We start from the raw sequence: 24,903 nt of genomic DNA, 5'->3' as shown, positions 1-24,903 counted from the left end.
AGCAATCAAGGCGAATGGGACAACGGTCTGGGCATCCAGGACGACAGTACTCACAGTCCCACGCCATGACGCCAAACATGAATTGACGGCCTTCAGACTGAGCGCAGCATGGGCCGGCTTTGTGCTCGCCAAGTCCTGTGCCTTTTGCTGCCGCTTTGCAAAATATCGCTGCAGTGCTTGAACTACTGTGCGACAAGCTGCACACGACACAGATCAACACCCAGCCGAACGAGAATTCCCCGGCGCTCTGTTTGCAGCGTTTGAGCTGCCACACAAGGAAGGCTCGGGCCGCTTCAAGGCTGACGCCTTGACGGGAGCACAGGCCCATCCCCCAAGCAGCAACTATCCGCATCTACCCTAAAAATATCCTCTAGTAGTCGTGATTCCAACGCAATCCAAGCGATCCGTCATTCATCAGGTGAATTTGCTGGACTCGCCATCCCGGCAGCTGTACCGTCTTCTTTAGGTTCAGAAACTTGATTGAAGGCCGCCTTCTCCATGAGTAAATCCAAAGAGTCCACAGTCCATCGCATCGTGGATGCAAAGCAGTGGGAACTCAATCGCGAAAAAGAGCGCATCACCTATCCTGCCAACCATGCCGGCCCGATTCAAATGGACTGGCGCAAGCGTGAGAACTACTCGGCCACTGACCTGAACTACCGGGGAAGAAGCAAAACCCCGTAACAGCAACTCGGCCTCCAATCTTCCTGACGAACCCCGCCACTGTTCACTGAGCGGGGTTCTGCTTTTGCGGCAAACACCTGGCGAGCAGCGCCAGCACCGCTGACCTGCCGGAAGACAAGGCTTGGCTTGACCATCATTTCAACTGACCGATCTGCTGAGCTGCAGCCCGTCCAGAGGAAAGCAGCTTCGCTACTCTGACGGGCAAAGTCGTTGGTTAAGCGGCCCCGAAGTTCTCGCGTTGAGTACGCAAGCCTTGATCCAAGGGGCCATGAGCGCGCTTTGGCATCTATGCCAGCAAACGCCAGGCGAGCCTGTCGCGACTGGCAACTCGGCAGCGCCCCTTGTTTACCTTGATGGCAGAGTTCGCTGACCTTGCAGAAATGAGAGCACAGTCCACACATATCCCGGTCGTTCGCCGGCCTGCATTAACGCCCCCAGAAACCTCGCGGCACAAATGCACCAATCATCAAGGCTGCCGACCCCATCGGGCTTCACTTCGCGCTGGCAGCGGATCGTGGCCGACGCGATGAGGAAAGGCGTGATCTCGCACCGGCCCTGGTTCCAGGTCTGCACGCATACTCCACGGCCCGACACAAGAATCGATACTGAGCGCTGCCCGAACTGTAGGCCGACAGAGCAAGAGCAGCCGTGTCCATGAACGCTCAAGGAGCGCAAACCGCAATTCCTTGGAGTCACGAATATTCCCACCGTGGGAATAAAGCAGAAAAGCCGCTACAACTTTAATAGCTGTAGCGGCTTATGCATTCTGGTGGGTCCTGCGAGATTCGAACTCGCGACCAACGGATTAAAAGTCCGCTGCTCTACCGACTGAGCTAAAGACCCTGCCACACATCAAAAGCAGTAGTTGCCTAATCAGTGGAATGACGTTATTGTAATCTATTTTCCCCGGCTCTTTGCCTAATTCTTGAATTAGTTGGATTAGCTAGGTTAGCTGGGTTTGCGAGCCAATTGATCAAGTACCCAGCCTGCTGCGCACTGACCAAAGGTCGCTGTGACAGCCACGACCGAGCCATAGCCGTGGCAGTTGAGACTGCCATCACCGCCTTCGATCGAGCAAGACGCATCAGGTGGTGCCACGGCCTCGCGGCTGAACACACAAGTCACCCCCATGCGCTTGCCATCCTTGGGAGCGCCATGCTGCTTGCGCAATCGGTAGCGCAGCTGCGATAGAAGCGGATCATGGGTCGTCGCACTCAGGTCTGCGATGTCCACCAAGTGGGCCATGCGCTTGCCGCCTGCAGCACCAACAGAGATAAAGCACTGCTTGGTTTTGCGCGCATGTGCCGCCATTTCGGCCTTGGCCTTGATCTGATCGCAAGCATCAATCACCGCATCCGCATCGGCCGGCAAGAGTTGCTGCCAGTTGTCCGGATCGACAAATTCATCGATGCAATTGACCGCGCAGGCCGGATTGATCTCGGCGATGCGATCACGCATGGCATCGATCTTGGCCTGACCGACAGTGCTGGTCAGCGCGTGGATCTGGCGATTGATATTGGACTCGGCCACATGGTCCATATCGATCAGCGTCAAGCGGCTCACGCCGCTGCGCGCCAGCGCCTCGGCCGTCCATGAACCGACTCCGCCCACACCGACCACCACTACATGGGCCGCGCGAATCTGCGCTGCCCCCTGCACGCCGTACAGGCGCTCCAAACCGCCAAAGCGGCGCTGCACATCTGCTTCTTCCATAGAAAAAACAGCGCCGGATTGGGGCGCTGTTTCCGCTTGAGGCTGAGAATATTCGGCCATTATTTAAGTGTCGCCAGCTTGGACTTGGCAATCCCTGCGGCTTCCGAGTTCGGATAGGCCTGCAGCAGCTCTTCCAGGGTCTTGCGAGCTGCCTTGGTGTCCTTGAGTTCCACCAGACAGTTGGCGATGGACAGGGCCGCTTCGGGTGCACGAGCATGCATGGGCGCATTGGTCATGACCGAACGGAAATTGGCGATGGCATTCTTGTAGTCGCGCGTGGCGTACTGCGAGTTGCCCAGCCAAAAGCGTACCGACGGCGTATAGCCGCTATTGGGCCATTGGCGCAGGAAAGCGGCGAAGGCCTGACCGGCCTCGGGGAACTTGCCCGAACGGAACATGCCCAGAGCCTGCTCGAATTCCTGCTGCTCATTGCGATCGGCAGTGAACTCCACGCCGTCCACAGTCACGCTGACGGGCTCGAACTGGCGCAGACGCTCGTCAAAGCCCTTGGCCAGATCTTTCTGGCCACGCTGCAACTCTGCGACGTCGCGTGTCAGTTGCTCGTTCTGACCTCGCAGCTTGGCCTGGTCCGACTTGAGCGACTCGATCTGCGACTGCAAGTCCAGCAGGCTGCGGCGGGTTTGCTCCTGCGATTGCTGCAGGCTGTCAACGCGCTGGCGCAGTTCGATGATGGCGCGGCGCGCCTCGTCATCACCAAACAGGGCTGCATGGGCGCTGATGGCAGAGCCGGCCAGCAGGCCGGCCGCTACCAGGCGAGGCAGCGTTGCGTGACGGAGAGTCAACAAGGCCTGCTTCATCATTAACGGTAGTTGATTTCAACGCGACGGTTTTGGGCGTAAGCGTCTTCGCTATGACCTTCAGCAGCGGGCTTTTCCTTGCCGTAGCTCACCGCTTCAACCTGCGCGTCGTTCACGCCCAGCAGGCCCAGAGAGCGGCGCACGGCTTCAGCGCGCTTTTGACCCAGGGCCAGGTTGTATTCACGGCCGCCGCGCTCGTCGGTATGGCCTTCCAGCTGCACCTTGGCCGCGGGGTTGGCCTTGATGAACTTGGCATGGGCTTCGATCTGGGGCTGTGCATCAGCCTTGACAGAGTAGCTGTCAAAGTCGAAGTAGACGATGCGGCTGACGCCCTGAGGGCCGGCCTTGGACGCTGCGGAACCTGTCAGGTCCACGCCCGACACGCCACTTTGGCCCTGGCCGCTGGTGCCTGCACCCTGGCTGGACAGCGAACCGTCAACGGGCTTGTCGTCCAGCTTGACGCCAGAGCTGCAACCTGCGACCAGCGCGGTCACAGCCAAAGCCAGGGAAAGACGTTTGATAGTCAACATGAGATTTCTCCGAACAGTCCACAATGGACTTCATCACTAGAAAGAAAGAGGGAAAGCAAACTTCAGATCACTGTTTTTGGAACGGGCCCCAGTCGGGCTCACGTATGTCTCCACTTGCACCTGCCAGACGCGCCTTGATCTTGCCGTCCAGCGTGGTGGTCATGAGCGCTTCACGGCCTCCCTGAATGGTGGCGTAAACAATCAGACGGCTATTGGGCGCAAAACTCGGGCTTTCGTCTGCCGTGGTGTCCGTGACGGAGTTCACTGTGCCTGTCGCCAGATCCATGACCTGGAGCTTGAAGCCACCGCCCACGCGGGAGACATAGGCCAGCCATTTGCCGTCGGGGCTGATGGCCGGCGAGATGTTGTAGTTGCCGGTGAAGGTCACTCGCTCGGCACTGCCGCCCGAGGACGAGACCTTGTAGACCTGAGGCGCTCCGCCGCGATCGCTGACGAAGTAAATGGTGCGGCCGTCACTGGAGAAGCAGGGCTCGGTATCGATGCCGCTGCTTTGCATGAGACGGCGGGGCTCACCGCCCTGGGCGCTGAGCAGATACAGCTGCGAGCCACCGTCGCGGCTCAGCGTCACGGCCAGACGGCTGCCGTCGGGCGACCAGGCGGGAGCGCTGTTGGAGCCGCGGAAGTTGGCCAGCAGACGACGATGGCCGCTGGCAACATCGTGCACGTAGACCACGGGCTTGCGTGACTCGAAGGACACATAGGCCAGTTGCGTGCCGTTGGGCGCCCAGGCTGGGGAAATGATGGGCTCGGGGCTGGACAGCGCAGATTGGGCATTCTCGCCGTCCGCATCGGCAATCCACAGGCGGTAATGAGCACCGGCCTTGGTCACATAGGCAATGCGGGTGGAGAAAATGCCTTTCTCGCCCGTGAGCTTTTCATAGATGTAGTCGGCAATGCGGTGGGCCACGAGGCGCAGATCGCCGGTGGTGACTGCGAAGCCCTGACCACCCAGGTCCTGGCCCTTGACCACATCCCAAAGGCGGAAGCGCACATCCCAGCGGCCATCGGCCAGACGCGTGATGCTGCCGGTCGCCAGCGAATCGGCACCCTTTTGGCGCCACAGGGCCACATCGGGACGGGAGGTCTCGTCAAGCGCCATGCCTGAGGCATCCACGCCGCGGAACTGTCCGCTGCGCTCCAGGTCGGCCTGGATGATGGCGGAAATCTTCTGTGGGGCCGAGCCTTCCCCCTTGAACTGGGCAATTGCGATCGGCAACTGTGTCAGGCCCACGCCTGTTACCTCAACCCTGAACTGGGCCAGTGCCGGAAGGGCCGGCGTGGCGGCTAACGTTGCCAGCATGGCTCTGCGGGAAGCGCGCGGCCCTGCCGCCCAGGTTGTCAGGGATGGAAGTCGGTCAATAGTCATTGGCAGCCATCAAAATTTCCGGAATTGCCGGGTACAAACACAAGCGCGAATGTTACACACACTGACGGATTCCTGATGTAAGAACGTGCTCAGTAGGGTGATCAAACGCAAGTGTCCCAAAATTTTCAGAACGGGAGCATGCCAGAGTCTGCATGAGCGCAGAGGCAATCCCCTCGCCGATTCTGCCGCAGGCTGGCGCTTTATATTCAAACAGGCATAGTTGGTTACAACTTCATCCCGAATTTCATCTATTGAGATCACTGCCGACTCCAAAAGCACAAGCCCTAAAATCACGCGCTTATGCAAGCCACACCGCCCCCATCGCCGAGCGAGACCTCCAAGGCCGTCACGGCCCCAGCTCCCGCTCAAGCAGCCCCCGTCCATCCATCCGAGCTGCCGCTGATGCAGCGCCTCAAGCGCCTGACGCCTTATTTCTCGGGCCAGCGCTGGGCCTGGGGTCTGGCCATCCTGGCCACGCTGGTGGGGGCAGCGACCGAGCCCGCCATGCCGGCACTGCTCAAGCCTTTGCTCGACAGCGGTTTTACGGCTGGCTCGCTGCCGCTGTGGACGGTGCCGGTGTTTCTGATCGGCCTGTTCGTCGTTCGCGGCCTGGCCCAGTTCACGGGACAGTACGCGCTGGCACGCATCACCAATGACGGCATGCTGGGTCTGCGCCAGAAGCTCTTCGAGCGCCTGCTGGCCGCAGATATGAGCCTGTTTTCCAGGCAATCGGCCTCCGCGCTGTCCAACACCATCGTCTACGAGGTGCAGACCGGCGCCCAGCAGCTGGTGCAGGCCATGATGAGCATCTCTCGCGACGGCTTCACGCTGATCGCCCTGCTCGGCTACCTGATCTATCTGAACTGGCAGCTCACGCTGATCGTGGCCTTCATGGTGCCGGGTGTGGCCTGGGTCATGAAGACGCTGTCGCGCCGTCTGTACCGCATCACCAAGTCCAGCCAGACAGCCACCGACGAACTCGCATATGTGGTGGAGGAGAACGTGCTGGCCCACCGCATGGTGCGCCTGCATGGCGCCCAGGCTTCGCAGCAGTCGCGCTTTGGCGAGCTGAGCCGTCAGCTGCGCGGCCTGAACACCAAGGCCACCATCGCCTCGGCCGCCATGACGCCGCTGACCCAGGTGCTGGCGGCAATTGCGCTGTCAGTGATTCTGTGCATCGCCCTGTGGCAAAGCCGCGAAGGCGGCGCCGCCATCGGCTCGGCCAGCGTGCAGGATGTGACCGTGGGCGGCTTTGCCGCCTTCATCTCGGCCATGCTGATGCTGATTGCGCCCATCCGCCGCATGGCCGATGTGGCCAACCCCATCACGCGCGGCGTGGCCGCACTGGAGCGTGGCCTGGCCCTGCTCGAAGGCTCCACCGACGAGCAAGGCGGCAGCTTCAAGCCCACCGCCAAGGTCAGCGGCGCACTGCAGCTGAGCGATGTGAGCGTGCAGTTCGGCCCAGACAAGGCTCCAGCCCTCTCGCACCTGAGCCTGAATGTCAAGGCCGGCGAGGTCGTTGCCCTGGTCGGCCCGTCCGGTGCCGGCAAGACCACGCTGGTCAATCTGCTGCCCCGCTTTTTCTCGCCCACCAGCGGCCAGATCATGCTGGAAGGCGTGCCCGTGGCCGACTGGGACCTGAACACGCTGCGCCAGCAGTTCGCCATGGTCAGCCAGGACGTGGTCATGCTCAACGACAGCGTCGCGGCCAATGTGGCGCTGGGCAAGGATATTGACGAGGCCCGCGTCTGGTCCGCGCTGGAAGCCGCCAATCTGGGCGACTTTGTGCGCAATCTGCCTCAGGGCCTGCACACCCTGGTGGGCCACAATGCCAGCCAGCTCTCGGGCGGTCAGCGCCAGCGCCTGGCCATTGCCCGTGCGCTCTACAAGGACGCGCCGATCCTCATTCTGGACGAAGCCACCTCGGCGCTGGACAACGAGTCCGAGCGCCTGGTCCAGCAGGCCCTGAACCGGCTGATGCAGGGCCGCACCACGCTGGTGATCGCCCACCGCCTGTCCACCATCGAGCATGCGGACCGCGTGGTCGTCATGGAGCGCGGCCAGATCGCCGAGCAAGGCTCGCATGCGCAGCTGATGGAGCTGGGCGGCCTCTATGCCCGCCTGCACAACCAGGTGCGCAGCTCGACCCCCGGAGATCCTCAAATTTAATAGCTGCTACCGCATGTAAACAAAGGACTTCAGAGTCAAATGACCCTGAAGTCCTTTTTCATTGGGTGCTAGCAGCTATCAAAATAGAATTAGCCGTTGCTGAACCCCATTCGCTACCAGCTCCCGCGCGGGGGCTGGGTACGGCGCTCGTGCTGCAGCGCCTTGCCCAGCAGATCGACCATGTACTGCCGGTCCACGAGCCTGGCGAAGTCCGCTGCCGTCATATTGCGCTGGTTGCGCAGCGTGATGTCCGCGCCCTCCTGCAGCAGCAGTCTGACCACGGCTTCACTGCTGTACTGGGCGGCCAGCATCAGCGGCGTGCTGCCGTTGGGCGAAGCGGCATCGATATAGGCGCTTTCTTCGAGCAGCAGCTTGATGATGTCCAGCGTCTGCGGCGTATCGGCCGAGGCCGCATAGTGCAGTGGGGCCCAGCCCTCGCGATTGACGTCGGCGCCGCGCTTGATCAGCTCGCGCACGATATCGAGGTGCCCCTTGATGCAGGCCATCATCAGCGGCGTCTCGTTCTGGCGCGAGGCCAGATTGACGTCGATGCGAGGCGCCTTGAGCAGCACATCGAAGACCTGGAGCGAGTCCTGATGCAGGGCCGCCACCAGCCCCGGGCGCCCGCGCGAATCCAGGGTGTTGGCATTGAAGCCGCGAAAGATCAGATTCACCATGACACGGGCGTTGTCGCTGACCAGCGCCCGCGAATAGTCCTCGTAGTCATTGGCCAGGGCCGGCCCTGGCAGGCCCGCCACCCCGACGACAGCAGCACCGGCCCAGCGCAGACTCTGGCGGCGGCTCAATGACGATGCAATCGATGGGGCAGCAAAAAGGCTCATGCACTCGCTCCAGAGTTCGCTGACAAGGTCACTCCCTTGAACAGGCGGTCAAAGTTGGCACTGGTGGCGGCAGCCACCTCCTCGATGGAGATGCCGCGCACCTGGGCAATCTGCTTGGCCACAAAGGGCACGTAGGAAGGATTATTGGTCTTGCCGCGATAGGGCACGGGAGCGAGATAGGGACTGTCGGTTTCTATCAACAGCCTGTCCAGTGGCACGAACGCCGCCACGTCACGCAGGTGCTGGGCATTCTTGAAGGTCACAATGCCTGACAAAGAGATGTAGTAACCCATGTCCAGACCGGCACGGGCCACTTCGGCGGTTTCGGTGAAACAGTGAAAGACACCTCCGGCCTGGGTGCCGGAATCCGCCTCGCCGCACTCGCGCAAAATGCCCAGGGTGTCGTCGGAGCTGCTGCGGGTGTGGATGACCAGCGGCTTTTGCGTGATCTGCGCAGCCCTGATATGCGTGCGAAAACGCTCGCGCTGCCATTCCAGATCGGCAATCGTGCGACCGCCCTTGCGATCTTCCATGCCGTAGTAATCGAGCCCGGTCTCGCCGATCGCCACCACACGCGGCAGTGCCGCGCGCTCCACCAGGTCCTGCACGCTGGGCTCGGTCATGTCTTCGGTGTCGGGGTGCACGCCCACGGTGGCCCAGAAATTGTCGTAGTCCAGCGCCAGCTGGTGCACTTCGGGAAACTCTTCCATCGTCGTGCTGATGCACAGCGCGCGCGTGACCTTGGCAGCAGCCATGGCTTCGCGGATCTGCGCGATATTGGCACTCAGTTCGGGAAAATTCAGGTGACAGTGGGAATCGGTAAACATAGAAATTGGACCGCCCCTGAGCGCCGCGCCGCTTCCCCCAGGGAACGACGCCATCGCGGCGAGACAGCTATTGCTCGGCGTCTCTGATGTGGGAGCGCGCCAGTATTAATAATCAGATTGTCTGGGTCGGCTTCTCGGAGTTCAGGGCCGTGCCCAGAATCTGCTCGATCTTGGCCCTGAGCTCGGCGGACTTGGCATCCTTGGGAAACTGGATACCCACGCCCTGGGTTCGATTGCCGGAAGCACGCTCGGGTGTCACCCAGGCCACACGGCCCGCGACCGGGTAGCGCTGCGGATCGTCGGGCAGGGTCAGCAGCACGTAGACATCATCGCCCAAGCGATAGTCGCGCTGCGTGGGCACAAAAATCCCCCCTTCGGTGAACAACGGAATATAGGCGGCATACAGCGCCGCCTTCTCCTTGATCGCCAGCTGCATCACGCTGGGACGAGGGGTGGTAATTGCGTTCATAGTGGGTAGCAGAATTCTTGTGACGGCCGGGCGGCGCAAATCGCAAGGTTAACACCCGAGAAAATTTTGACCAAGCCCGTGCCGCATTACCTAGCGAGCGGCTCTGGCGGCTTTGCCCGAGATCAGCACCGCCCGTGCCCTGGAAGCCAGGGCCTCCGTCATCAGCCCGGCATTGAAGGGGTGATCGGCCGTGCGCGCCGCCTGCACCAGCTCGCGCGACCATTCGGCCAGCAGCGCCATGGGCAGCGGCTTGCCCGGCAGATCGGCAGGCGAGAAATACCGGGGCTCGCCGCCGCCGGCCAGAGCCATCAGGTCGTGGCAGATTTTCTGCAGCGCCTGCACGGCATCCACCGGCGCAAAAGCCGCCAGAGCAGCCACATCCCCTTTGGCCAGCTGCCTTGGCAACTGCGCCCAGGCGGCGGCCTTGCCCGCGTCCGCCGCCATGCGCAGCGCATCGCCGGGTCGACCGCCGGCAGCCTGCAAGGCCGCTGCGGCATCGGGCTCGTTCAGTCCTTGCGCCTGCAGCCACTGCGCGGCCTCGGCCGCGGCAGGCCAGGTCATGGTGTGCGTCAGGCAGCGGCTGCGAATGGTGGGCAGCAACTGGTGCGCGGCCTCGCTGGCCAGCACGAAGCGGGTGTCTCCGGGCGGCTCCTCCAGCGTCTTGAGCAAGGCATTGGCGGTAATGGCATTCATTTGCTCGGCCGGGTAGACCAGCACGGCCTTGCCACGTCCGCGCGCGCTGGTGCGCTGGCAGAACTCCACGGCATCGCGCATGGCATCCACGCGGATTTCCTTGCTGGGCTTGCGCTTTTTGTCGTCAATGTCGGCCTGGGCTTTTTCCGGCAGCGGCCAGCCCAGCGCCATCATCTGCACCTCGGGCATGAGCACGCACAGATCGGCATGGGCACGCACCTCGATGGCATGGCAGCTGGCGCAGTGGCCGCAAGCGCCTTGCGCAGACGGCTGCTCGCAAAGCCAGGCGCGCACCAGCGACAAGCCCAGTGCGTACTGACCCAGACCCGAAGGCCCTTGCAGCAGCCAGGCATGACCGCGCTGGGCCAGCAAGCGGCCACGCTGCGCAGCGATCCAGGGTGCTTCGAGATCGGAGGCACTCATGGCTTGCTGCCCACCATGATGGCCAGCCAGCCCTTGCGCACCACGGCCTGGGTGATCTGCTGCCACACGGCGTGGCGGCTGGCATGGGCATCGATGCGCACAAAGCGCTGAGGTGCCGTCCGGGCGCGCTCGGCATAGCCTTGGGCCACACGGGCAAAGAACTCGCCGGGCTGGGCTTCGAAACGGTCGGGAACACGGGCCGTGGCCAGGCGCTCGGCTGCCACTTCGGCGGGCAGGTCAAACCATAGCGTCATGTCGGGCTCGCGCATGAAATCCGGGGCCTGCCCTGCCTGCAGCGCAGTACCGGTCTGCGCCATGCGCTCCAGAACCGATAGTTGCTCCCAGCTGAAGCCGCGGCCAGCGCCCTGGTAGGCAAAAGTGGCGTCGGTAAAGCGGTCGCTGATGACCACCTCGCCACGCGCCAGCGCCGGCTCTATGACCTGCACCAGATGGTCGCGTCGGGCCGCAAAGGCGATCAGCGCCTCGGTCAGCGGATCCATGGCGTCATGCAGCATCAGGGCCCGCAGCTTTTCGGCCAGCGGCGTGCCACCAGGCTCGCGCGTGAGCGTGACCACCCGGCCCTGGTCGCGAAAAGCCTGAGCCAGGGCCTCGATATGCGAGGACTTGCCCGCGCCGTCGATGCCTTCAAAACTGATGAACAGACCCTTGGATAAAGCTGTACTCACTGATATTTCCTCTAGTGCAGCGCATGGCGGCACCAGTTGTTTGATTCGACACAGGGCACAGGCCAGGGCCTGCCGCCCTCAAAGATTGCTTACTGACCGCGCTGGTAGCGGTTGACGGCCCTATTGTGCTCGTCCAGCGAGGCGCTGAAATGGCTGGTGCCGTCACCCCTGGCGACAAAGTACAGCGCCTTGGTCTGATCAGGCTGCACGGCCGCCATCAGCGCCGCCTTGCCGGGCATGGCAATCGGCGTGACGGGCAAGCCTGCACGGGTATAGGTGTTCCAGGGTGTGTCTTCCAGCAGATCGCGCTTGCGCAGATTGCCATCAAAGCTGGCCCCCACGCCATAGATGACCGAAGGATCGGTCTGCAGGCGCATGCCTATGCGCAGGCGGTTGGAGAAAACACCGGCAATCTGCGCGCGGTCTGCAGCGCGGCCGGTTTCCTTTTCCACGATGCTGGCCAGGGTCAGGGCTTCGTCGGCGGATTTGAGCGGAGTATTGGCCGCCCGCATGGCCCAGGCATCGGCCAGGCGCCGATCCATGGCATGCAGCGCACGGCGCAGCACGGCCATGTCCGAGCTGCCCTTGGCATAGGTATAGGTATCTGGGAAGAAACGCCCCTCGGGCGGCACGCCCACCCGGCCCAGGGCCGTCATCACGGCTTCGTCGCTGAGCCCTGCGCTGTCTTGCTTGAGGAACTCCTCACGCGCCAGCGCCGCGCGCACCTGGCGCCAGTTCCAGCCTTCGACAAGAGTCAGCGCACGCAGGCTTTCCTCGCCCCGCGCCAGCTTTTGCAGCAGCACATAGGGCGTGAGCCCCGTGCTCAGTTCGTAGTTGCCGGCCTTGATGGCGCGGTCCTTGCCCGAGAGGCGAAACCACGCATAGAGCAGGCGCGCGTCGGTTTGCACCCCGGCCTTGACCACGTTCTGCGCCACGCCACGCGGCGTGGTGCCGGGCTCTATCTCCAGCTCCAGACTGGAGTCGGACAGTTGCAGCGGCTGGTTCAGCCACCACCAGGCGCCTCCTGCCGCCAGGGCAGCCAGCAGCAGCAAAAATATCAGTGCTCGAATAAGGGCACGCACAAGCTAGATCCATCAGTACACAGAGCGACGATCATAATTCAGCCATGACCCAGCCCAAGACGCTGCCCCTGAACGGCATTACCCCCATTTCCCACCTTGGTGTCATCCGCGCCGTTGGCGCCGACGCAGCCAGCTTTCTCCATGGCCAGTTGAGCAACGATTTCGCGCTGCTCAAGTTCGATCAGGCCCGCCTCGCGGCTTTTTGCACGGCCAAGGGCCGCATGCTGGCCAGCTTCATCGGCTTCAGGCGCAGCGCTGATGAGATTGTGCTGGTCTGTGACCGCAGCCTGCTGGCGCCCACGCTCAAGCGCCTGTCCATGTTTGTGCTGCGCGCCCAGTGCAAGCTCAGCGATGCGACGGCTGACTTCGCCCTCTACGGACTGACGGGCCAGGCGGCCGAGCAACTTGTCGGCAAGAATGCGGCGGCCTGGACGCTCAAGCAGCAAGGCGATGCCCATGTGCTGGCGCTCTACCCCGGCGCAGGCAAACAGCGTGCGCTGTGGATGGGCCCTGCGGGCCAGGCTCCCGAAGGACAGTTGCTGAGCGAAGACCTCTGGCAATGGTCAGAAGTCCAAAGCGGCGTGGCCACGCTGTCGGCACCCGTGGTGGATGCCTTCGTGCCCCAGATGCTGAACTACGAATCCCTGGGCGGCGTCAACTTCAAGAAGGGCTGCTACCCCGGTCAGGAAGTGGTGGCCCGCAGCCAGTTTCGCGGCACGCTCAAGCGCCGCGCCTATCTGGTGCATGCCGAGCAGGCTCTGAGCGTCGGCCAGGAAGTCTTCAGCGCCGAAGACCTCGAGCAGGCAACCGGCTCCGTGGTGCAGGCTGCAGCAGCTGTGCAAGGCGGCTGGGATGCCATCGTCTCGATGCAGATTGCCTCCGCCTCGCGCGACGATCTGTTTGCCCACGCGGCGCTGGCCGAAGGCCAGAGCGCCGATGCGGGCAAGGGCATTGCGCTGCAGGTCCTGCCCCTGCCCTACGAGCTGCTGGCGGATATCTGAACCTCTCGGGCCCGGCATTGCCTGCCCGGCCACCGCTACACTTCGGCGCATGAGCAACTCGCCCCCGGACTACCGCCACCGCTGGCTGCTGGCCCTGGCCTGGGGGCTGTTGTGCGCCCTGATCCTGGCCCTGCAGTGGTGGCAGGCTCATGTCCGGCAGCAGCAGGAGCAGTTGCAGTTGACCCAGACCGTGCAACGCCAGATGCTGGAGAAAGTCGCTCAGCACAAGGCCCACCTTACCGCCCTGACTGCCGTGGCACCGCTGGATGCAGCCAAGGAGTCATCGGCTCTGCAGCATATTGCGCAATCGGTGCAGACCATTTACCCGCGCGTGCAGGAAATTCAGCTGGTCACCGCGGCCACACCCGTCACAGGCAGCTGCCGGGACCCGGCCGTGGCTCAGACTGCCGCTCCTCTGGCGCCGCGAGCCAGCGCCAGCCTGCCTGACTCAGTGCATCCGGGCCATTATCTTTTCCTCAAAAAGATAGCAGACCCCGAAGGCTGGCTCTGCGTTCGCATTGATGCTTCCCACTTGCTGGACGACAAAATCCTGCCCGACGACAGCGGGCTGCGCATCCGCCTTCATGGCCGCACCTTGCTGGAGCCGGCAGCTCAGCTGCAGCAAAGCCACAGATTTGGCGAATTCACTCTCGCCGGCTATGACCAGCCTCTGCAGGTGCAGTTGCTCAGCCGTCCCCGCAGCCTGGTGAGCTGGAGCATGGTGCTGATCAGCGCCCTGATCAGCGCCGCGCTGGTCGGTGCGGTTCAACTGGTCTGGCAAAGCCGCCAGCAGGCCAGGCGCCACCAGCGGCGCGCCCAGTTGCTGGCCAATGAAGCACAGCTGGCCCATGCCTCGCGCGTCAACGGCATGGGCGAGATGGCCTCGGGCATCGCGCATGAGCTGGCCCAGCCCGTCACCGCCCTGCTCAGCCAGAGCCAGGCCGCGCTGCGCGCCCACGAGCTGGGCAAGACCGAGTTGCTGGCGGCGGCCCTGCAGGCCAATGTGCGCGAGGCCAGGCGCGCAGGCGCCATTCTGGATCGCATGCGCAGCTATGTGAGCAACGCCCCCAGCCAGCCGCAGAGACTGGATCTGGCCCAGGTCGTCGATCAGGCCCTGCTTCTGCTGGAAGGCCCGGCACGCCAGGCCAAGGTGGCGCTGCACTGGCAGGCACCGCTGCAGCCTTGCAGCGCCTGGGCCGACCCCGTGGCGCTGGAGCAGGTGCTGCACAACCTGGTGCGCAATGCGCTCGATGCGCTTGGCCAGACGCAGGACGCGCAAGCAGCCATCAGCATCACGCTGGAGCAAAGCGGTGGCGAGGCCCTGCTCGTAGTGCAGGACAACGGCCCGGGCATGACTGCGGCCACGGCACAGCGCATCTTCGAGCCGTTTTTCACCACCAAGTCCGACGGCATGGGGCTGGGCCTGCCGCTTTGCGCCACCTTGATGGAGCGCATGGGCGGGCGTCTGGAATATGTGCCCGGCCCGCATGGCGCCCGCTTTGTCATGCATCTGCCGCTGGATGGAACCGATTAGCCTGCACATGATTTATCTGATCGATGATGACCCGTCGGTGCGCAACGCTCTGCATCTGCTGCTGCAGACCTATGAGCTGCCCGTGACCTGCTTTGAATCTCCCGCCGATTGCCTGGCCCATCTGGATCGCGGCCGGCCCGGCATCCTGATCACCGACCTGCGCATGCCCATGATGTCCGGCCTGCAGTTGCACGAGCAGCTCATGGCCCAGGGCGTGGACTGGCCCACGATCGTGATCACCGGCCACGGCGATCTGCATGCCTGCCGCCGCGCCTTCAAGGCGGGGGTCACCGACTTCCTGACCAAACCCATCGAAGAGCAAACCCTGCTGCAGGCCATCGAGTCGGCGCAGGCCCGGCTGGACCAGCAGGCCGAGCGCAACGAGGCCCGGCAAAGCCTGCGCGGCCTGACCGAGCGCGAGCGCGAGGTGCTGGAGCTGATCACCAAGGGACTGGGCAGCAAGGAAATCGCAGCGGCGCTCGATATATCGGTGCGTACCGTGGACACGCACCGTGCCAAGCTGGCCGAAAAGCTGGGCACGGGATCGGTCGCCGAGCAGACGCGGCTGCTGCTGACTGCGGCCTGCTGAACAGCCCGACTCGGTAGGATTACCGATGGCCATCCGTTGCCTTGCGAATGGGCGCCGAGGACGGCCGTTCTTACAGTTCTGTCATCGCTTGTTCACCCCGTCTTCAAGGAGCTTTGACATGAACCAACGCCTGCGCAACATCGCCCTGTGCACCCTGACCCTGACTGCCGCCATGGCCGGCACCAGCACCGCCTCTGCTGCGACCACCTCCACCCGCAGCATCGCCAGCGCCACTGCCTTGCAGCTGGCCCAGCAGACCGTGGCCGCCTGCAGCGCCGAGGGCTATAACGTCAGCGCCTCGGTGCTGGACCGCTCGGGCGTGCTGCTGGCCATGGTGCGTGCCGACGGCGCCGGCCCTCATACCGTCGAAGCCTCGCGTGCCAAGGCCTTCACCTCGGCATCGTCGCGCAACCCCACCAGCGGCATCGCCAAGGCCATTCAGTCCAATCCCGATGCAGCCGGCATGGCGAATATCCCCGGCTTCCTGGTGCTGGGCGGCGGCGTGCCGCTGAAGATCGGCAATGAAACCATTGGTGCCATTGGCGTGGCCGGTGCGCCGGGCGGCCACCTGGACGAAGCCTGCGCCCAGAAGGCCATCACCGCGCTGAAGGATCAGTTGCAGTAATGCCTCCCGCACGCAGGTGAGAAAGCACAGGGCTCGAGCCTGCGTGCCACAAGGGCCGCGAAGCAGGCCGCCGCAGAGCGCTCCCGCCAGCGGGTGGCGCCCACCTTCAGCCCCTGGGACTCAGAAAACCCCGTAGCGATAAGCCACATAGGCGGCCGCCGCCACCCCGATCAGACTGAGGACGGTCATGATTCTTGCCATGGACGCTCCTTAGAACAAAGCATCAAATCAGGCCTGAACGCTTATATATAAAGCGTGACAAGCTATCAAAACAGAAGTTTCAAAGCACCCGGCACATGGTGATGTGGGGAATGCCGGCCTCCTCATAAGGTTCGCCTACCGGCGTAAAACCTGCACGCAGATAAAAGGCTTCGGCATGCCGCTGAGCATGCAGCACGATTTCCTGGTCGCCGCGCTCGCGCGCAGCATCGATCAGGCTCTCGAGCACCATGCGCCCCCAGCGGCCGCCACGCACGCTGCGATCCACGGCCATGCGGCCGATACGTGCCACGCCCGGTGCATCGCTGACCAGCCGGCCTGTGGCCACGGGCTGGTTCAGGCCATTGAACAGGACCACATGGCGCGCCACAGGGTCGAACTCGTCTATTTCTATCTCGCGCGGCACACCCTGCTCGCGCACAAACACGGCCAGGCGCAGGCGCTCGGCGTCGCGCCCCAGATCGTTCCAGCTGCCCGAGCGCAGCGTGACGATCTCCTGCCCAGTTTCATAGGCCGTGAGCAGATCCCGCATGGCCTGGGGTACGGGCCTGGGGGTCTGCGTCTGGGCGTCGGCAAAGACATAGACCAGCTCCACGGTGTTGAGCAGCTCCATGCCTCGGAAGATGCCGGCCTCGAACTGCAGCGAGGTATTGCCCTGTTTGACACAGCGGATGCCGACATCCAGCACATCGCCCAAGGTGGCCGAGCCGTGATAGATCGTGCTGGCCTTTTTCACAAACAACTCGCCGCCCAGTGATGCAAAACCTGCCTCATAAGGAATGGCCAGCTGGCGCCAGTAGTTGGTGATGGCCACATCGGCATACATCAGATAGTGGGCGTTGAAGACAATCTTCTGCGCGTCCACTTCGGCCCAGCGCACCTCGATACGGGTAAAGCTGCGAAAGTCCTGTCGATTCATGGTTCTTACTCTGGTTGCAATTCAATTCAATCCAAACGCACCGCGCAAGGCCTGCGCCATATCCCGGTGCGCCTGACGCGCCTCGGCAATCACGCGGCCCATCTTGACGAACTCATGGGTCACGCCCTTGTAGATTTCCAAATCCACAGGCACGCCCGCCATGCGCAGCTTGTCAGCATATTCCACACCCTCGTCCACCAGGGGATCGCACTCGGCCAGACCGATCCAGGCGGGTGCGACATGGTCGACATCGGGCGCCAGCAAGGGCGCGAAGCGCCAATCCTCGCGGTCTTGGGGGTTGGCAATATATTGCGCGAAAAACCAGGTGATGGAAGGTTCTTCCAGCACCAGTCCGTGGGCAAAGCGGCGATGGGAGTCGGTATCCTGATGCGCCGTGGTGCCTGGATAGATCAGCAGTTGCAAAGCCAGCTGAAGCCCGGCATCGCGTGCCTGGATCGCACAGGCTGCCGCCAGCGTACCGCCTGCGCTGTCGCCGCCGATGGCCATGCAGCTGCCGTCCGCTCCCAGGCTTGCCGCATGGGCCGCCAGCCACTGCAGCGCATCCCAGGCATCGTTATGTGCAACGGGAAACTGGAACTGCGGCGCCAGGCGATAGTCCAGCGACACGACCATGCAACCCGCCAGATGCGCGAGCTGACGGCAAAGCGGATCATGCGTGGCCACGCTGCCCACGGTAAAGCCGCCGCCATGCAGATACAGCAGCACAGGCAGGCCCGCTGCGGGAGCTTCATCCCGGGCCACCGGTGCATAAAGGCGGGCAGGCAGATTCGCTCCGTCGCGTGCGGGAATCTGCAGGTCCTCCACACGGGGCAAGGCCTGTCTGGGTATTTCCAGCACGCCGGCGCCGGCCTCATAGGCGGCCTTGGCAGCTTCAGCCCCCAGCTGGTACATGGGCTTACGCGCGGCCCGCTCCATGCGGCGCAGCACATCGCGCATGGAAGGTGTCAGGCTGACTGGCAAAGCCGCAGAGGAATCGGACATGATCACGATGAATAAAAAACACAGGCTGGCATTGTGCGTTGCAACTTCGGAGTCTGCATGCAAGTGGAGGCAATTGTTCGGAATCGATACCGTCGCAGACGCATTCCCGTGAGCCGGCCCATGCCGGTGCTTGCTCCCAGCCCTGCCCGAGGCAGTCGGCAGCATGCATGGGTGCGGCAAGGAGCGTCAGGGCGGGCTCATGGCATCGGCAAGGCCCGCCAGCATCACATCGCGGCTGCTGGCAGTTCGCGGCAGCCGCTCACCGCTTGGCGAGTGGGCTTCGGCAGCTGTTCAAGGTGCCAAGGGTTGCGCCCAGAAGCCCGAGCCGGTATGCCCGGGTGACGATATAGCCACCGATCACTCCCTCTGTTCGCGCAGATCGGGATCGGCCCAGGACTTTCAGCCCAGAGGCGCATTGGCTGAGAAGACGCATATAGGTGTCCTGTGCCTGATCCGAAGCATCCTTCACACAATGCACGGGCCGCTTCAGCCAGTTCACCAGCCATCCGTGGTGATCGCAGTAGAGCGTGTGTAGAACAGAAGAAGAAGAACTAGCTTGCACATCAGCTGTGACTCAGGGGAAGAACGGCCTCCCCTCCGCCGATGACTCGCCCAACGCGCCAGGAAGGGCCTTGAGACGTCCGCCAGGCAGGCAATGGCCAATGATGGGAAGAACTTCAGATGCCGTTTTTTAGGCCACGCAAGTCGAATCTTGGAAATAAATACAAATCATTCTTAATTGCATCTATAATCAACTTTACATTTCTTCGCACGCCCGCATGATTTCTTGACACAAGCCAGCCAGCGAATCTGCCACATCGTTTGCTTGTCTGTCATGCTGAGCTTTCCGTCTACCTGCTTTTCCTCGCCAAGGGTGATTCACCCGCGCTTTGTCGTTGCAGCTCCTGTCTGCGGCCATCTTTGCCGCCCGGCGCCAGCACATCAGGAGGCGGTATGAAAGCCACATCGCCCCTGATTCACTACCGCCTTGCGGTTGCCTCGCGCAGTGTGGCTGCCGTGCTTGGAGGCTATGCGCTGGCCGCCGTCAGTACTGCTGCCTTGAGTCTGCTGCTGAACTTCTGGATGAGTCGCGTGGAGGCAGCAATGACAGCCACCTTGCTGTCCTGGGTCATCTACGCCATAGCTATTGCCTGGACCTTCTATGCACGCACGGCTTGGCTTGCCTGGGCCGGTGTACTCCTTCCGGCCCTAGCCCTAAGCGCAGTGCTGTATGGGCCATTGTGGTTGGGAGTGGAAGCATGACCCCACCTCAAACCAAGACAAGCGCCAAAACCACGCGCCAGCCCGAACAAGAGGGTTTCCGCCAGGCCATGTCCTGGCTGCATACATGGTCAGGGCTGATTCTGGGCTGGCTTCTGTTTGCGATCTTCGTCACCGGCACGCTGAGCTTCTTCAAGAACGAATTCAATATGTGGATGCGGCCCGAACTTCATGGCCTGCCACCACCCGACAGTGATGTGGCGCAACGCGCCCAGGCTGCGCTGCACAGGCACGCCCCAGGCGTCAGCAACTTCATCATGCGTCTGCCCGATGAACGTACGCCGGCCGTCAATGTGCTGTGGCGCGACAAGCCCAACAGCCGCTTCGAGGCTTTGCTGCTGCACCCGCAAACCGGCGCAACACTGCAAGCCCGCGAGACCGCCGGCGGAGAATTTTTCTACCGCTTTCATTTCGAGCTTCGCACCGCTCACAAGGGCCGCTGGACGATTCAGGGCCGCTGGGTGGTGGGCGTGGCGACGCTGATGATGTTCATTGCCTTGCTGACTGGCGTGGTCACACATCGCCGCATCTTCAAGGACTTCTTCACCTTTCGCCCGCGCAAGGGAGGACAGCGCGCCTGGCTGGACGCACACAACGTCTCGGGGGTACTGGTGTTGCCGTTCTATCTGATGATTACGTTCAGCGGTCTGATGATTTTCCACGTCATGTACATGCCGGCCGGCATCGCTGCCGTCTACCCTGGCGCGAAAGGAACGGACACTCAAAGCTATTTTTCCGAATTGCAGGGCGACGCTCCCGGCGCGCGAAGCGCCAGGCGTGGCAGCAACGCACAGGCAGAACCCCTGCCTATGCTGGATCTGGCCCCCATGCTGAGCCAGGCCGGTCAGCTGTGGCGGGGCGGCCGTGTCGGCAGCATCACCGTGCGCAGCGACAGCCAGGGCCCTTTGGTGGAAATCACCCGCCACGACGGCGACAGGCTGCAGTACGGACCAGCGCGGCTGCGCTTCGATGGCCGCACCGGCCAGCTGCAAACCCAGGTCGATCCACAAAGCCCGGCCATCAAGACCTATGGCGTGCTCTATGGCCTGCATCTGGCTCGCTTCGCCGATATCGGGATGCGCTGGGCGCTGTTTGGCTTTGGCGTCATGGGCTCGCTGATGATTGCCTCGGGCCTGATACTGTGGTCGGTCAAGCGCCGCGCCCAGGCCCTGCGCAAGACACCTGCTGCCCCCCTGCCCTTTGGCGAACGGCTGGTGGCAAGTTTCAATATCGGCCTCATGGGCGGCCTGCCGCTGGCGATCGCGGCCTATCTGCTGGCCAACCGGCTGCTGCCATTGGAGATGCCAGGCCGCCCCGATGCCGAACTGTCCTGCTTCTTCGGCACCTGGGCGCTGGCCTTGCTGCTGGGTCTGATACGGCCCATGCGGCAAGGCTGGGCGCTGGTGCTGGGTATGGCCGCCACCGCATACCTGCTATTGCCTTGGGTCAATGCCTTGACCACTTCCACTCATCTGGGCATCAGCCTGCCCGCCAAGGACTGGAGCTGGGCCGGCATGGACCTGAGTTTTGCAGCCATGGGGCTGATGCTTGCCGCTCTCACCCGGCACCTGCTGCGGGCCAGGCCCCAGCCTGCAGCCAGACATGCAGGCCCCGCCAAGGGCGCGGCAGCTCCCGGACACAAGCCCAGCGCCCAGTTGATCTCGGGCGACAACGCGGCACAGGAGGCCTAGGAGATGCTGCTCGATTTTCTGCTGTGCTTTGCTGCCTGGACGGCCCTGGCCCTGGCCATGGAACGGCATCATGAAGACGCTTGGCCGGGTGTCGAGAGTGACGCGCCCGCCGCAGTACTGCGCCGCCAGCGCCTGTTCCAAGCCGGCTGGATCCTACTGGCCTTGTCACTGGGCATTGCTCTGGGCTTTGCGGGCGCAACCACCGCAGCCATGTCGGCCACGGTGTGGACGGCCGCACTTTGCCTGGCGGCTCTGGCTGCCACCAGCATGGCGACCTGGCAAGCGCAGCGCCTGCCCGTGCTTGGCTTGATGGCACTGACACTGGGAATACTGGTTTTTACCTTCGACTGCCTCGGTCCTTGACGGACTGCACTCACAGCCCGCAGGGGTCGCGAATCAGAGAGCCGCTGAGCATCAATGACTGGACCCAAGCAGCTATTGATGCAACAGGAATCCCGAGCATGACCGGGCAAGGACATGGCATGCGCATCGCGGTGCAGCAGCCGCCTCGGCCCTTGCATGGCTGGCCGTGGACCATCGATTGAACAAGAGGTGCGAGGAAAGAGCACAGGCCATACAAGAAATCAACAGGCTCACTTTTCGTGGAATCCAGACCGGCACTTGAGTCTGGATATCGGGCAGACGACCTTCACTCGTGCAGAGCAATGCATTCACCTATCCAGCATCCAAGGAGATTTTCATGCGCCATTTTTATCACCCCATAGCTCTCGCCACTCTGCTGCTTGCCAGCCTGGGCACAGCCCACGCTCATCAAGTCTGGCTGGAAAACGATGGCGGCCAGGCCCAGTTGTTTTTTGGCGAGTTCAATGACAACCTGCGCGAGACCTCGCCTGGGGCGCTGGACAAATTCCTGGCCACGCCCACGCTGGCCCAGCAAACAGCCGGCGGCACGCAACAACTAAGCGGCCAGCGAAACGCCACGGGCTTCAGCTACAACGCGGCAAGCCAGGCCCAAACCCTTTTTGCCAGCGCCGCCTATCCCTTGATTGACCGCAGCACGCGCAATGAGCCAGCCTTGCTGTGGGTACCTGCGGCCCGCTGGGTAGCCACGCCGACACAGGCCGTGGCCGTCAATGCCCAGGCCCTGGATTTGGTGCCCACGGGCCAGCCGGGTCAATTCATGGTGAGCTTCAACGGTCTGGCACTGCCCAAGGCCAAAGTGCAAATCGTCGCCCCCTCGGGCTGGTCGCGCGAGGCGCAAAGCGACGAGCAAGGCCGGGTCAACTTTGCCCTGCCCTGGAAGGGCCTGTACGTGGCCGAAGTGCATCACAGCGACAAGCAAGGCGGCGAAGCGCAGGGCAAGCGCTATGGCGAAGCCAGTTATGTAACCACGTTGAGCTTCAGCGTCAAGGACGGCATGCCATCGCCCGCCCTGCCCGCCGCCTCCAAGCCCTGATGCGCAGCCGCGCTTCGAACCCCGCCAACACAAAGGCCCCGACGCTTTTTGCAGGGCCAGCCATTTGACAAACGCATCATGAACTCCTCTCATCCCGGTCTGACCGACCGACGTTCGCTGGCCTTGCTCAGCGCTCTGGCCTGCCTGAGCCTGGGCACTCAGGCACAGACCCCGCCTCCCGCATCCAGCGCAGACGGCAGTACCGAAGTCATGCTGGCCCCCGTTACCGTGCAAGACAGCCTGGCCGGTGAAACCGCCACAGGCCCGGTCACCGGCTTTGTCGCACGGCGGGCGATTTCGGCCACCAAGACAGATACGCCCCTGATCGAAACGCCGCAATCGATCAGCGTGGTCACGCGCGACCAGTTCGAAGCCCAGGGCGTGACCACCCTGCGCGAAACCACGCGCTACACGGCGGGCATCAACTCCAGCTATTTCGACAACCGCGTGGACTCTTTCAAGGCCCGCGGCGGTGATGTCAGTCAGTACCAGGACGGGCTGCTGCGCACTTACGGCACCTACAACAACATCAAGGTCGAGCCCTACACGCTGGAGCGCGTGGAATTCCTGCGCGGCCCCTCCTCCGTGCTGTATGGCCAGGGCAGCGTGGGCGGTGTGCTCAGCCTGACCAGCAAACGGCCCCAGGCCGAGCACATGCGTGAGGTGCAGATACAGCTGGGCAGCCACGGCCGCAAGCAGATTGCCAGCGACATGACCGGCGCCATGGACGAGGAAGGCAAGTGGCTGTATCGCCTGGTGGCCGTGGGCCGCGACAGCAACACCCAGGTCGATCATGTCAAGGACGACCGCGTGGTGATTGCGCCCTCCCTGACCTATCGTCCCAGCACCGATACTTCGCTGACGCTGCAAGCCCTGTACCAAAAGGACAAGAGCGGCTCCATCACCCAGTTCTTTCCCTGGCAGGGAACGCGCCTGCCCAGCCCCTACGGACAGATTCCGACCCGCACCTTTATCAGCGAACCGGGCTGGGACAAGTACGACTCCGAAAACAAGTCATTTGGCTATCTGTTCAGCCATCGTCTGAGCCCTCAATGGACACTGCGTCAGAACCTGCGCCGCACCATCAGCGAAGTCGACTACCGTACGCTCTACACCAGTTTTGCAGCCAACGCTGCCACGGGCCGTCCAGCGCGCCCGGTGTTTGACGCCAACGGCCGCACCGTACAGCGCGATGCCGTGTGGCAGATCAATGGCGGACGCATGCTGCTGATCGACACGCAGCTCGAAGGCCTGCTGCAAACCGGTGAGGTTCAGCACCAGTTGCTGGCCGGCATGGACTGGCAGCGCAACACCAGCAACCAATCCAACTGGCGCGGACCAGGCACAGCGCTGGATGTCTACAACCCCGTGTATGGCACGTTCACGCCGCCCTCTGCCTCCCAACTGGTACGTGCGCCCAACGTGGCACAGCGCCAGCTCGGTGTCTATCTGCAGGACCAGTTGCGTTGGGGCCCCTGGACCGCGACAGTAGGCTTGCGTCACGACAAGGCAAAAACCGAGACCGAAGGTCGCCCGGCAGCGGCCGCCGACGACTCTGCCACCACCAAACGCCTGGGCGTGACGTACCAGGCCGGTGGCGGCTGGGGCCCGTATGTCAGTTACACCGAATCCTTCCAGCCTCTGGGCGGCGTGGACTTCTACGGCACGCCGTTCAAACCCCAGCGCGGCAAGCAGTTGGAAGCCGGCGTGAAATGGATTCCTGAGGGCAAAGGCATCTCTGGCTATGCTGCGGTATACGGCCTGCGTGAACAGAATCGCAAGACCAATGATCCGGCCAACCCTCTCAACAGCCTGCAGCTGGGCGAGGTCAAAACCCAGGGCTTTGAAGCCGAGCTGATCGCCAGCCTGGCCAGAAACTGGGACTGGACGCTGGCCTATGCCTATACCGACGCAAAAATCAGCCGCAGCAACGCTGGCGACCAGGGGCAGCGCGTGGCCTCGGTCTCGCGCCATATGGCCTCCAGCTGGCTGATGCATCGATTTGCCGCTCAGGGCCGCGGAGGCTGGAGTCTCGGTGCCGGTCTGCGCTATATCGGACCACAGTGGAGCGGTACTTCTGCCATCAGCACGCCCTCATCCCTGCTGGCAGACGCGATGGTGGCGTATGACGCTGGCGACTGGCGCCTGGCTCTGCACGCCAACAATATCGGTGACAAGGTGGTGATCACCCAATGCCTGTCGCGCGGCGACTGCTTCTACGGCGAACGCCGCAACTTTCTGCTGACGGCCACCTATCGTTATTGAGCGGACAGGCAATGCGAACCATGTCCAGCCACCACTA

Annotated in this window: 23 protein-coding genes and 1 tRNA gene; 11 read left to right on the top strand and 13 right to left on the bottom strand. The window is 62.9% G+C overall.

The window, feature by feature from the left end:
• Positions 1-498 precede the first annotated feature (498 nt).
• A complete protein-coding gene (locus tag AC1RTQ_RS12645; protein ID WP_003070780.1) occupies positions 499-684 on the top strand; it encodes a hypothetical protein in 186 nt (61 codons plus the stop codon).
• A 767-nt stretch (positions 685-1,451) separates the two neighbouring features.
• Here AC1RTQ_RS12645 and AC1RTQ_RS12640 read toward each other — a convergent pair.
• The 5 genes from AC1RTQ_RS12640 to tolB form a co-directional block, all read right to left on the bottom strand.
• A tRNA-Lys gene (locus tag AC1RTQ_RS12640) sits at positions 1,452-1,527 on the bottom strand.
• A 105-nt stretch (positions 1,528-1,632) separates the two neighbouring features.
• Positions 1,633-2,457 (bottom strand): tRNA threonylcarbamoyladenosine dehydratase, encoded by an 825-nt coding sequence (locus AC1RTQ_RS12635; protein ID WP_302091487.1) that lies wholly within the window; start codon positions 2,455-2,457, stop codon positions 1,633-1,635.
• The gene (gene ybgF, locus AC1RTQ_RS12630) at positions 2,457-3,218 is read right to left on the bottom strand and encodes a tol-pal system protein YbgF (protein ID WP_492876189.1); all 762 of its coding nucleotides are present in this window, start codon (positions 3,216-3,218) and stop codon (positions 2,457-2,459) included. Before ybgF ends, AC1RTQ_RS12635 begins: the two co-directional genes overlap by 1 nt.
• Positions 3,218-3,745, bottom strand: a complete 528-nt coding sequence (gene pal / locus AC1RTQ_RS12625) for a peptidoglycan-associated lipoprotein Pal (RefSeq protein ID WP_003061517.1) — start codon at positions 3,743-3,745, stop codon at positions 3,218-3,220. The genes ybgF and pal overlap by 1 nt, the downstream gene beginning before the upstream one ends.
• A gap of 67 nt (positions 3,746-3,812) precedes the next feature.
• On the bottom strand, positions 3,813-5,132 hold the full coding sequence (tolB, locus tag AC1RTQ_RS12620; protein ID WP_302091489.1) for a Tol-Pal system beta propeller repeat protein TolB: 1,320 nt from the start codon (positions 5,130-5,132) through the stop codon (positions 3,813-3,815).
• 300 nt (positions 5,133-5,432) lie between these two features.
• Between tolB and msbA the strand changes: the two genes are divergently transcribed.
• Positions 5,433-7,301 (top strand): lipid A export permease/ATP-binding protein MsbA, encoded by a 1,869-nt coding sequence (msbA, locus tag AC1RTQ_RS12615; protein ID WP_492876185.1) that lies wholly within the window; start codon positions 5,433-5,435, stop codon positions 7,299-7,301.
• Positions 7,302-7,414: 113 nt separating this feature from the next.
• Here the strand turns inward: msbA and AC1RTQ_RS12610 are convergent, their stop codons facing one another.
• The 6 genes from AC1RTQ_RS12610 to mltG form a co-directional block, all read right to left on the bottom strand.
• The gene (locus AC1RTQ_RS12610) at positions 7,415-8,143 is read right to left on the bottom strand and encodes an ankyrin repeat domain-containing protein (protein WP_492876183.1); all 729 of its coding nucleotides are present in this window, start codon (positions 8,141-8,143) and stop codon (positions 7,415-7,417) included.
• Positions 8,140-8,970, bottom strand: a complete 831-nt coding sequence (locus tag AC1RTQ_RS12605; protein ID WP_302091491.1) for a TatD family hydrolase — start codon at positions 8,968-8,970, stop codon at positions 8,140-8,142. The genes AC1RTQ_RS12610 and AC1RTQ_RS12605 overlap by 4 nt, the downstream gene beginning before the upstream one ends.
• 112 nt (positions 8,971-9,082) lie before the next feature.
• A complete protein-coding gene (locus AC1RTQ_RS12600; protein ID WP_492876181.1) occupies positions 9,083-9,439 on the bottom strand; it encodes a PilZ domain-containing protein in 357 nt (118 codons plus the stop codon).
• A 90-nt stretch (positions 9,440-9,529) separates the two neighbouring features.
• Positions 9,530-10,555: a DNA polymerase III subunit delta' gene (holB, locus tag AC1RTQ_RS12595; protein ID WP_492876179.1), complete on the bottom strand. Its 1,026-nt coding sequence runs from the start codon at positions 10,553-10,555 to the stop codon at positions 9,530-9,532.
• The gene (tmk, locus tag AC1RTQ_RS12590; protein WP_492876177.1) at positions 10,552-11,241 is read right to left on the bottom strand and encodes a dTMP kinase; all 690 of its coding nucleotides are present in this window, start codon (positions 11,239-11,241) and stop codon (positions 10,552-10,554) included. The genes holB and tmk overlap by 4 nt, the downstream gene beginning before the upstream one ends.
• Before the next feature lie 89 nt (positions 11,242-11,330).
• Positions 11,331-12,323 (bottom strand): endolytic transglycosylase MltG, encoded by a 993-nt coding sequence (gene mltG / locus AC1RTQ_RS12585; RefSeq protein ID WP_409812776.1) that lies wholly within the window; start codon positions 12,321-12,323, stop codon positions 11,331-11,333.
• A 44-nt stretch (positions 12,324-12,367) separates the two neighbouring features.
• Between mltG and ygfZ the strand changes: the two genes are divergently transcribed.
• The 4 genes from ygfZ to AC1RTQ_RS12565 all read left to right on the top strand — a co-directional run bounded on the left by ygfZ (position 12,368) and on the right by AC1RTQ_RS12565 (position 16,072).
• Positions 12,368-13,324 carry a CAF17-like 4Fe-4S cluster assembly/insertion protein YgfZ gene (gene ygfZ, locus AC1RTQ_RS12580; protein ID WP_492876174.1) on the top strand — a complete coding sequence of 319 codons (957 nt, stop codon included), beginning with the start codon at positions 12,368-12,370 and terminating at the stop codon, positions 13,322-13,324.
• 49 nt (positions 13,325-13,373) lie between these two features.
• The gene (locus AC1RTQ_RS12575) at positions 13,374-14,858 is read left to right on the top strand and encodes a sensor histidine kinase (protein ID WP_492876172.1); all 1,485 of its coding nucleotides are present in this window, start codon (positions 13,374-13,376) and stop codon (positions 14,856-14,858) included.
• 7 nt (positions 14,859-14,865) lie between these two features.
• The gene (locus tag AC1RTQ_RS12570; RefSeq protein WP_409812770.1) at positions 14,866-15,447 is read left to right on the top strand and encodes a response regulator transcription factor; all 582 of its coding nucleotides are present in this window, start codon (positions 14,866-14,868) and stop codon (positions 15,445-15,447) included.
• Between the two features lie 118 nt (positions 15,448-15,565).
• Positions 15,566-16,072, top strand: a complete 507-nt coding sequence (locus tag AC1RTQ_RS12565; protein ID WP_302091499.1) for a GlcG/HbpS family heme-binding protein — start codon at positions 15,566-15,568, stop codon at positions 16,070-16,072.
• 280 nt (positions 16,073-16,352) lie between these two features.
• On the opposite strand, the gene AC1RTQ_RS12560 is transcribed toward AC1RTQ_RS12565, so the two are convergent.
• On the bottom strand, positions 16,353-17,210 hold the full coding sequence (locus AC1RTQ_RS12560; protein ID WP_492876169.1) for a GNAT family N-acetyltransferase: 858 nt from the start codon (positions 17,208-17,210) through the stop codon (positions 16,353-16,355).
• Between the two features lie 21 nt (positions 17,211-17,231).
• Positions 17,232-18,212: an alpha/beta hydrolase gene (locus tag AC1RTQ_RS12555; protein ID WP_492876167.1), complete on the bottom strand. Its 981-nt coding sequence runs from the start codon at positions 18,210-18,212 to the stop codon at positions 17,232-17,234.
• A 954-nt stretch (positions 18,213-19,166) separates the two neighbouring features.
• Between AC1RTQ_RS12555 and AC1RTQ_RS12550 the strand changes: the two genes are divergently transcribed.
• The 5 genes from AC1RTQ_RS12550 to AC1RTQ_RS12530 all read left to right on the top strand — a co-directional run bounded on the left by AC1RTQ_RS12550 (position 19,167) and on the right by AC1RTQ_RS12530 (position 24,866).
• The gene (locus tag AC1RTQ_RS12550) at positions 19,167-19,475 is read left to right on the top strand and encodes a DUF3649 domain-containing protein (RefSeq protein ID WP_492876165.1); all 309 of its coding nucleotides are present in this window, start codon (positions 19,167-19,169) and stop codon (positions 19,473-19,475) included.
• A complete protein-coding gene (locus AC1RTQ_RS12545) occupies positions 19,472-21,184 on the top strand; it encodes a PepSY-associated TM helix domain-containing protein (RefSeq protein ID WP_492876163.1) in 1,713 nt (570 codons plus the stop codon). The genes AC1RTQ_RS12550 and AC1RTQ_RS12545 overlap by 4 nt, the downstream gene beginning before the upstream one ends.
• Positions 21,185-21,187: 3 nt before the next feature.
• Complete coding sequence (locus tag AC1RTQ_RS12540) at positions 21,188-21,547, top strand: DUF3325 domain-containing protein (protein ID WP_492876161.1); 360 nt, start codon at positions 21,188-21,190, stop codon at positions 21,545-21,547.
• Positions 21,548-21,884: 337 nt separating this feature from the next.
• Positions 21,885-22,601, top strand: coding sequence for a TonB-dependent receptor (locus AC1RTQ_RS12535; RefSeq protein ID WP_492876159.1), 717 nt, complete (start codon positions 21,885-21,887; stop codon positions 22,599-22,601).
• A gap of 78 nt (positions 22,602-22,679) precedes the next feature.
• Positions 22,680-24,866 (top strand): TonB-dependent siderophore receptor, encoded by a 2,187-nt coding sequence (locus AC1RTQ_RS12530; RefSeq protein WP_492876157.1) that lies wholly within the window; start codon positions 22,680-22,682, stop codon positions 24,864-24,866.
• Positions 24,867-24,903 lie beyond the last annotated feature (37 nt).

Source organism: Comamonas sp. GW821-FHT11H03, assembly GCF_058807955.1.
This window is presented reverse-complemented; position numbering and strand designations above follow the sequence as displayed.

Excerpts from the sequence above, each read along its gene's own strand:
- AC1RTQ_RS12645 (WP_003070780.1), top strand. The coding sequence starts at position 499 with ATGAGTAAATCCAAAGAGTCCACAGTCCATCGCATCGTGGATGCAAAG.
- AC1RTQ_RS12635 (WP_302091487.1), bottom strand. The coding sequence starts at position 2,457 with ATGGCCGAATATTCTCAGCCTCAAGCGGAAACAGCGCCCCAATCCGGC.
- ybgF (WP_492876189.1), bottom strand. The coding sequence starts at position 3,218 with ATGATGAAGCAGGCCTTGTTGACTCTCCGTCACGCAACGCTGCCTCGC.
- pal (WP_003061517.1), bottom strand. The coding sequence starts at position 3,745 with ATGTTGACTATCAAACGTCTTTCCCTGGCTTTGGCTGTGACCGCGCTG.
- tolB (WP_302091489.1), bottom strand. The coding sequence starts at position 5,132 with ATGACTATTGACCGACTTCCATCCCTGACAACCTGGGCGGCAGGGCCG.
- msbA (WP_492876185.1), top strand. The coding sequence starts at position 5,433 with ATGCAAGCCACACCGCCCCCATCGCCGAGCGAGACCTCCAAGGCCGTC.
- AC1RTQ_RS12610 (WP_492876183.1), bottom strand. The coding sequence starts at position 8,143 with ATGAGCCTTTTTGCTGCCCCATCGATTGCATCGTCATTGAGCCGCCGC.
- AC1RTQ_RS12605 (WP_302091491.1), bottom strand. The coding sequence starts at position 8,970 with ATGTTTACCGATTCCCACTGTCACCTGAATTTTCCCGAACTGAGTGCC.
- AC1RTQ_RS12600 (WP_492876181.1), bottom strand. The coding sequence starts at position 9,439 with ATGAACGCAATTACCACCCCTCGTCCCAGCGTGATGCAGCTGGCGATC.
- holB (WP_492876179.1), bottom strand. The coding sequence starts at position 10,555 with ATGAGTGCCTCCGATCTCGAAGCACCCTGGATCGCTGCGCAGCGTGGC.
- ygfZ (WP_492876174.1), top strand. The coding sequence starts at position 12,368 with ATGACCCAGCCCAAGACGCTGCCCCTGAACGGCATTACCCCCATTTCC.
- AC1RTQ_RS12575 (WP_492876172.1), top strand. The coding sequence starts at position 13,374 with ATGAGCAACTCGCCCCCGGACTACCGCCACCGCTGGCTGCTGGCCCTG.
- AC1RTQ_RS12570 (WP_409812770.1), top strand. The coding sequence starts at position 14,866 with ATGATTTATCTGATCGATGATGACCCGTCGGTGCGCAACGCTCTGCAT.
- AC1RTQ_RS12565 (WP_302091499.1), top strand. The coding sequence starts at position 15,566 with ATGAACCAACGCCTGCGCAACATCGCCCTGTGCACCCTGACCCTGACT.
- AC1RTQ_RS12560 (WP_492876169.1), bottom strand. The coding sequence starts at position 17,210 with ATGAATCGACAGGACTTTCGCAGCTTTACCCGTATCGAGGTGCGCTGG.
- AC1RTQ_RS12555 (WP_492876167.1), bottom strand. The coding sequence starts at position 18,212 with ATGTCCGATTCCTCTGCGGCTTTGCCAGTCAGCCTGACACCTTCCATG.
- AC1RTQ_RS12550 (WP_492876165.1), top strand. The coding sequence starts at position 19,167 with ATGAAAGCCACATCGCCCCTGATTCACTACCGCCTTGCGGTTGCCTCG.
- AC1RTQ_RS12545 (WP_492876163.1), top strand. The coding sequence starts at position 19,472 with ATGACCCCACCTCAAACCAAGACAAGCGCCAAAACCACGCGCCAGCCC.
- AC1RTQ_RS12540 (WP_492876161.1), top strand. The coding sequence starts at position 21,188 with ATGCTGCTCGATTTTCTGCTGTGCTTTGCTGCCTGGACGGCCCTGGCC.
- AC1RTQ_RS12535 (WP_492876159.1), top strand. The coding sequence starts at position 21,885 with ATGCGCCATTTTTATCACCCCATAGCTCTCGCCACTCTGCTGCTTGCC.
- AC1RTQ_RS12530 (WP_492876157.1), top strand. The coding sequence starts at position 22,680 with ATGAACTCCTCTCATCCCGGTCTGACCGACCGACGTTCGCTGGCCTTG.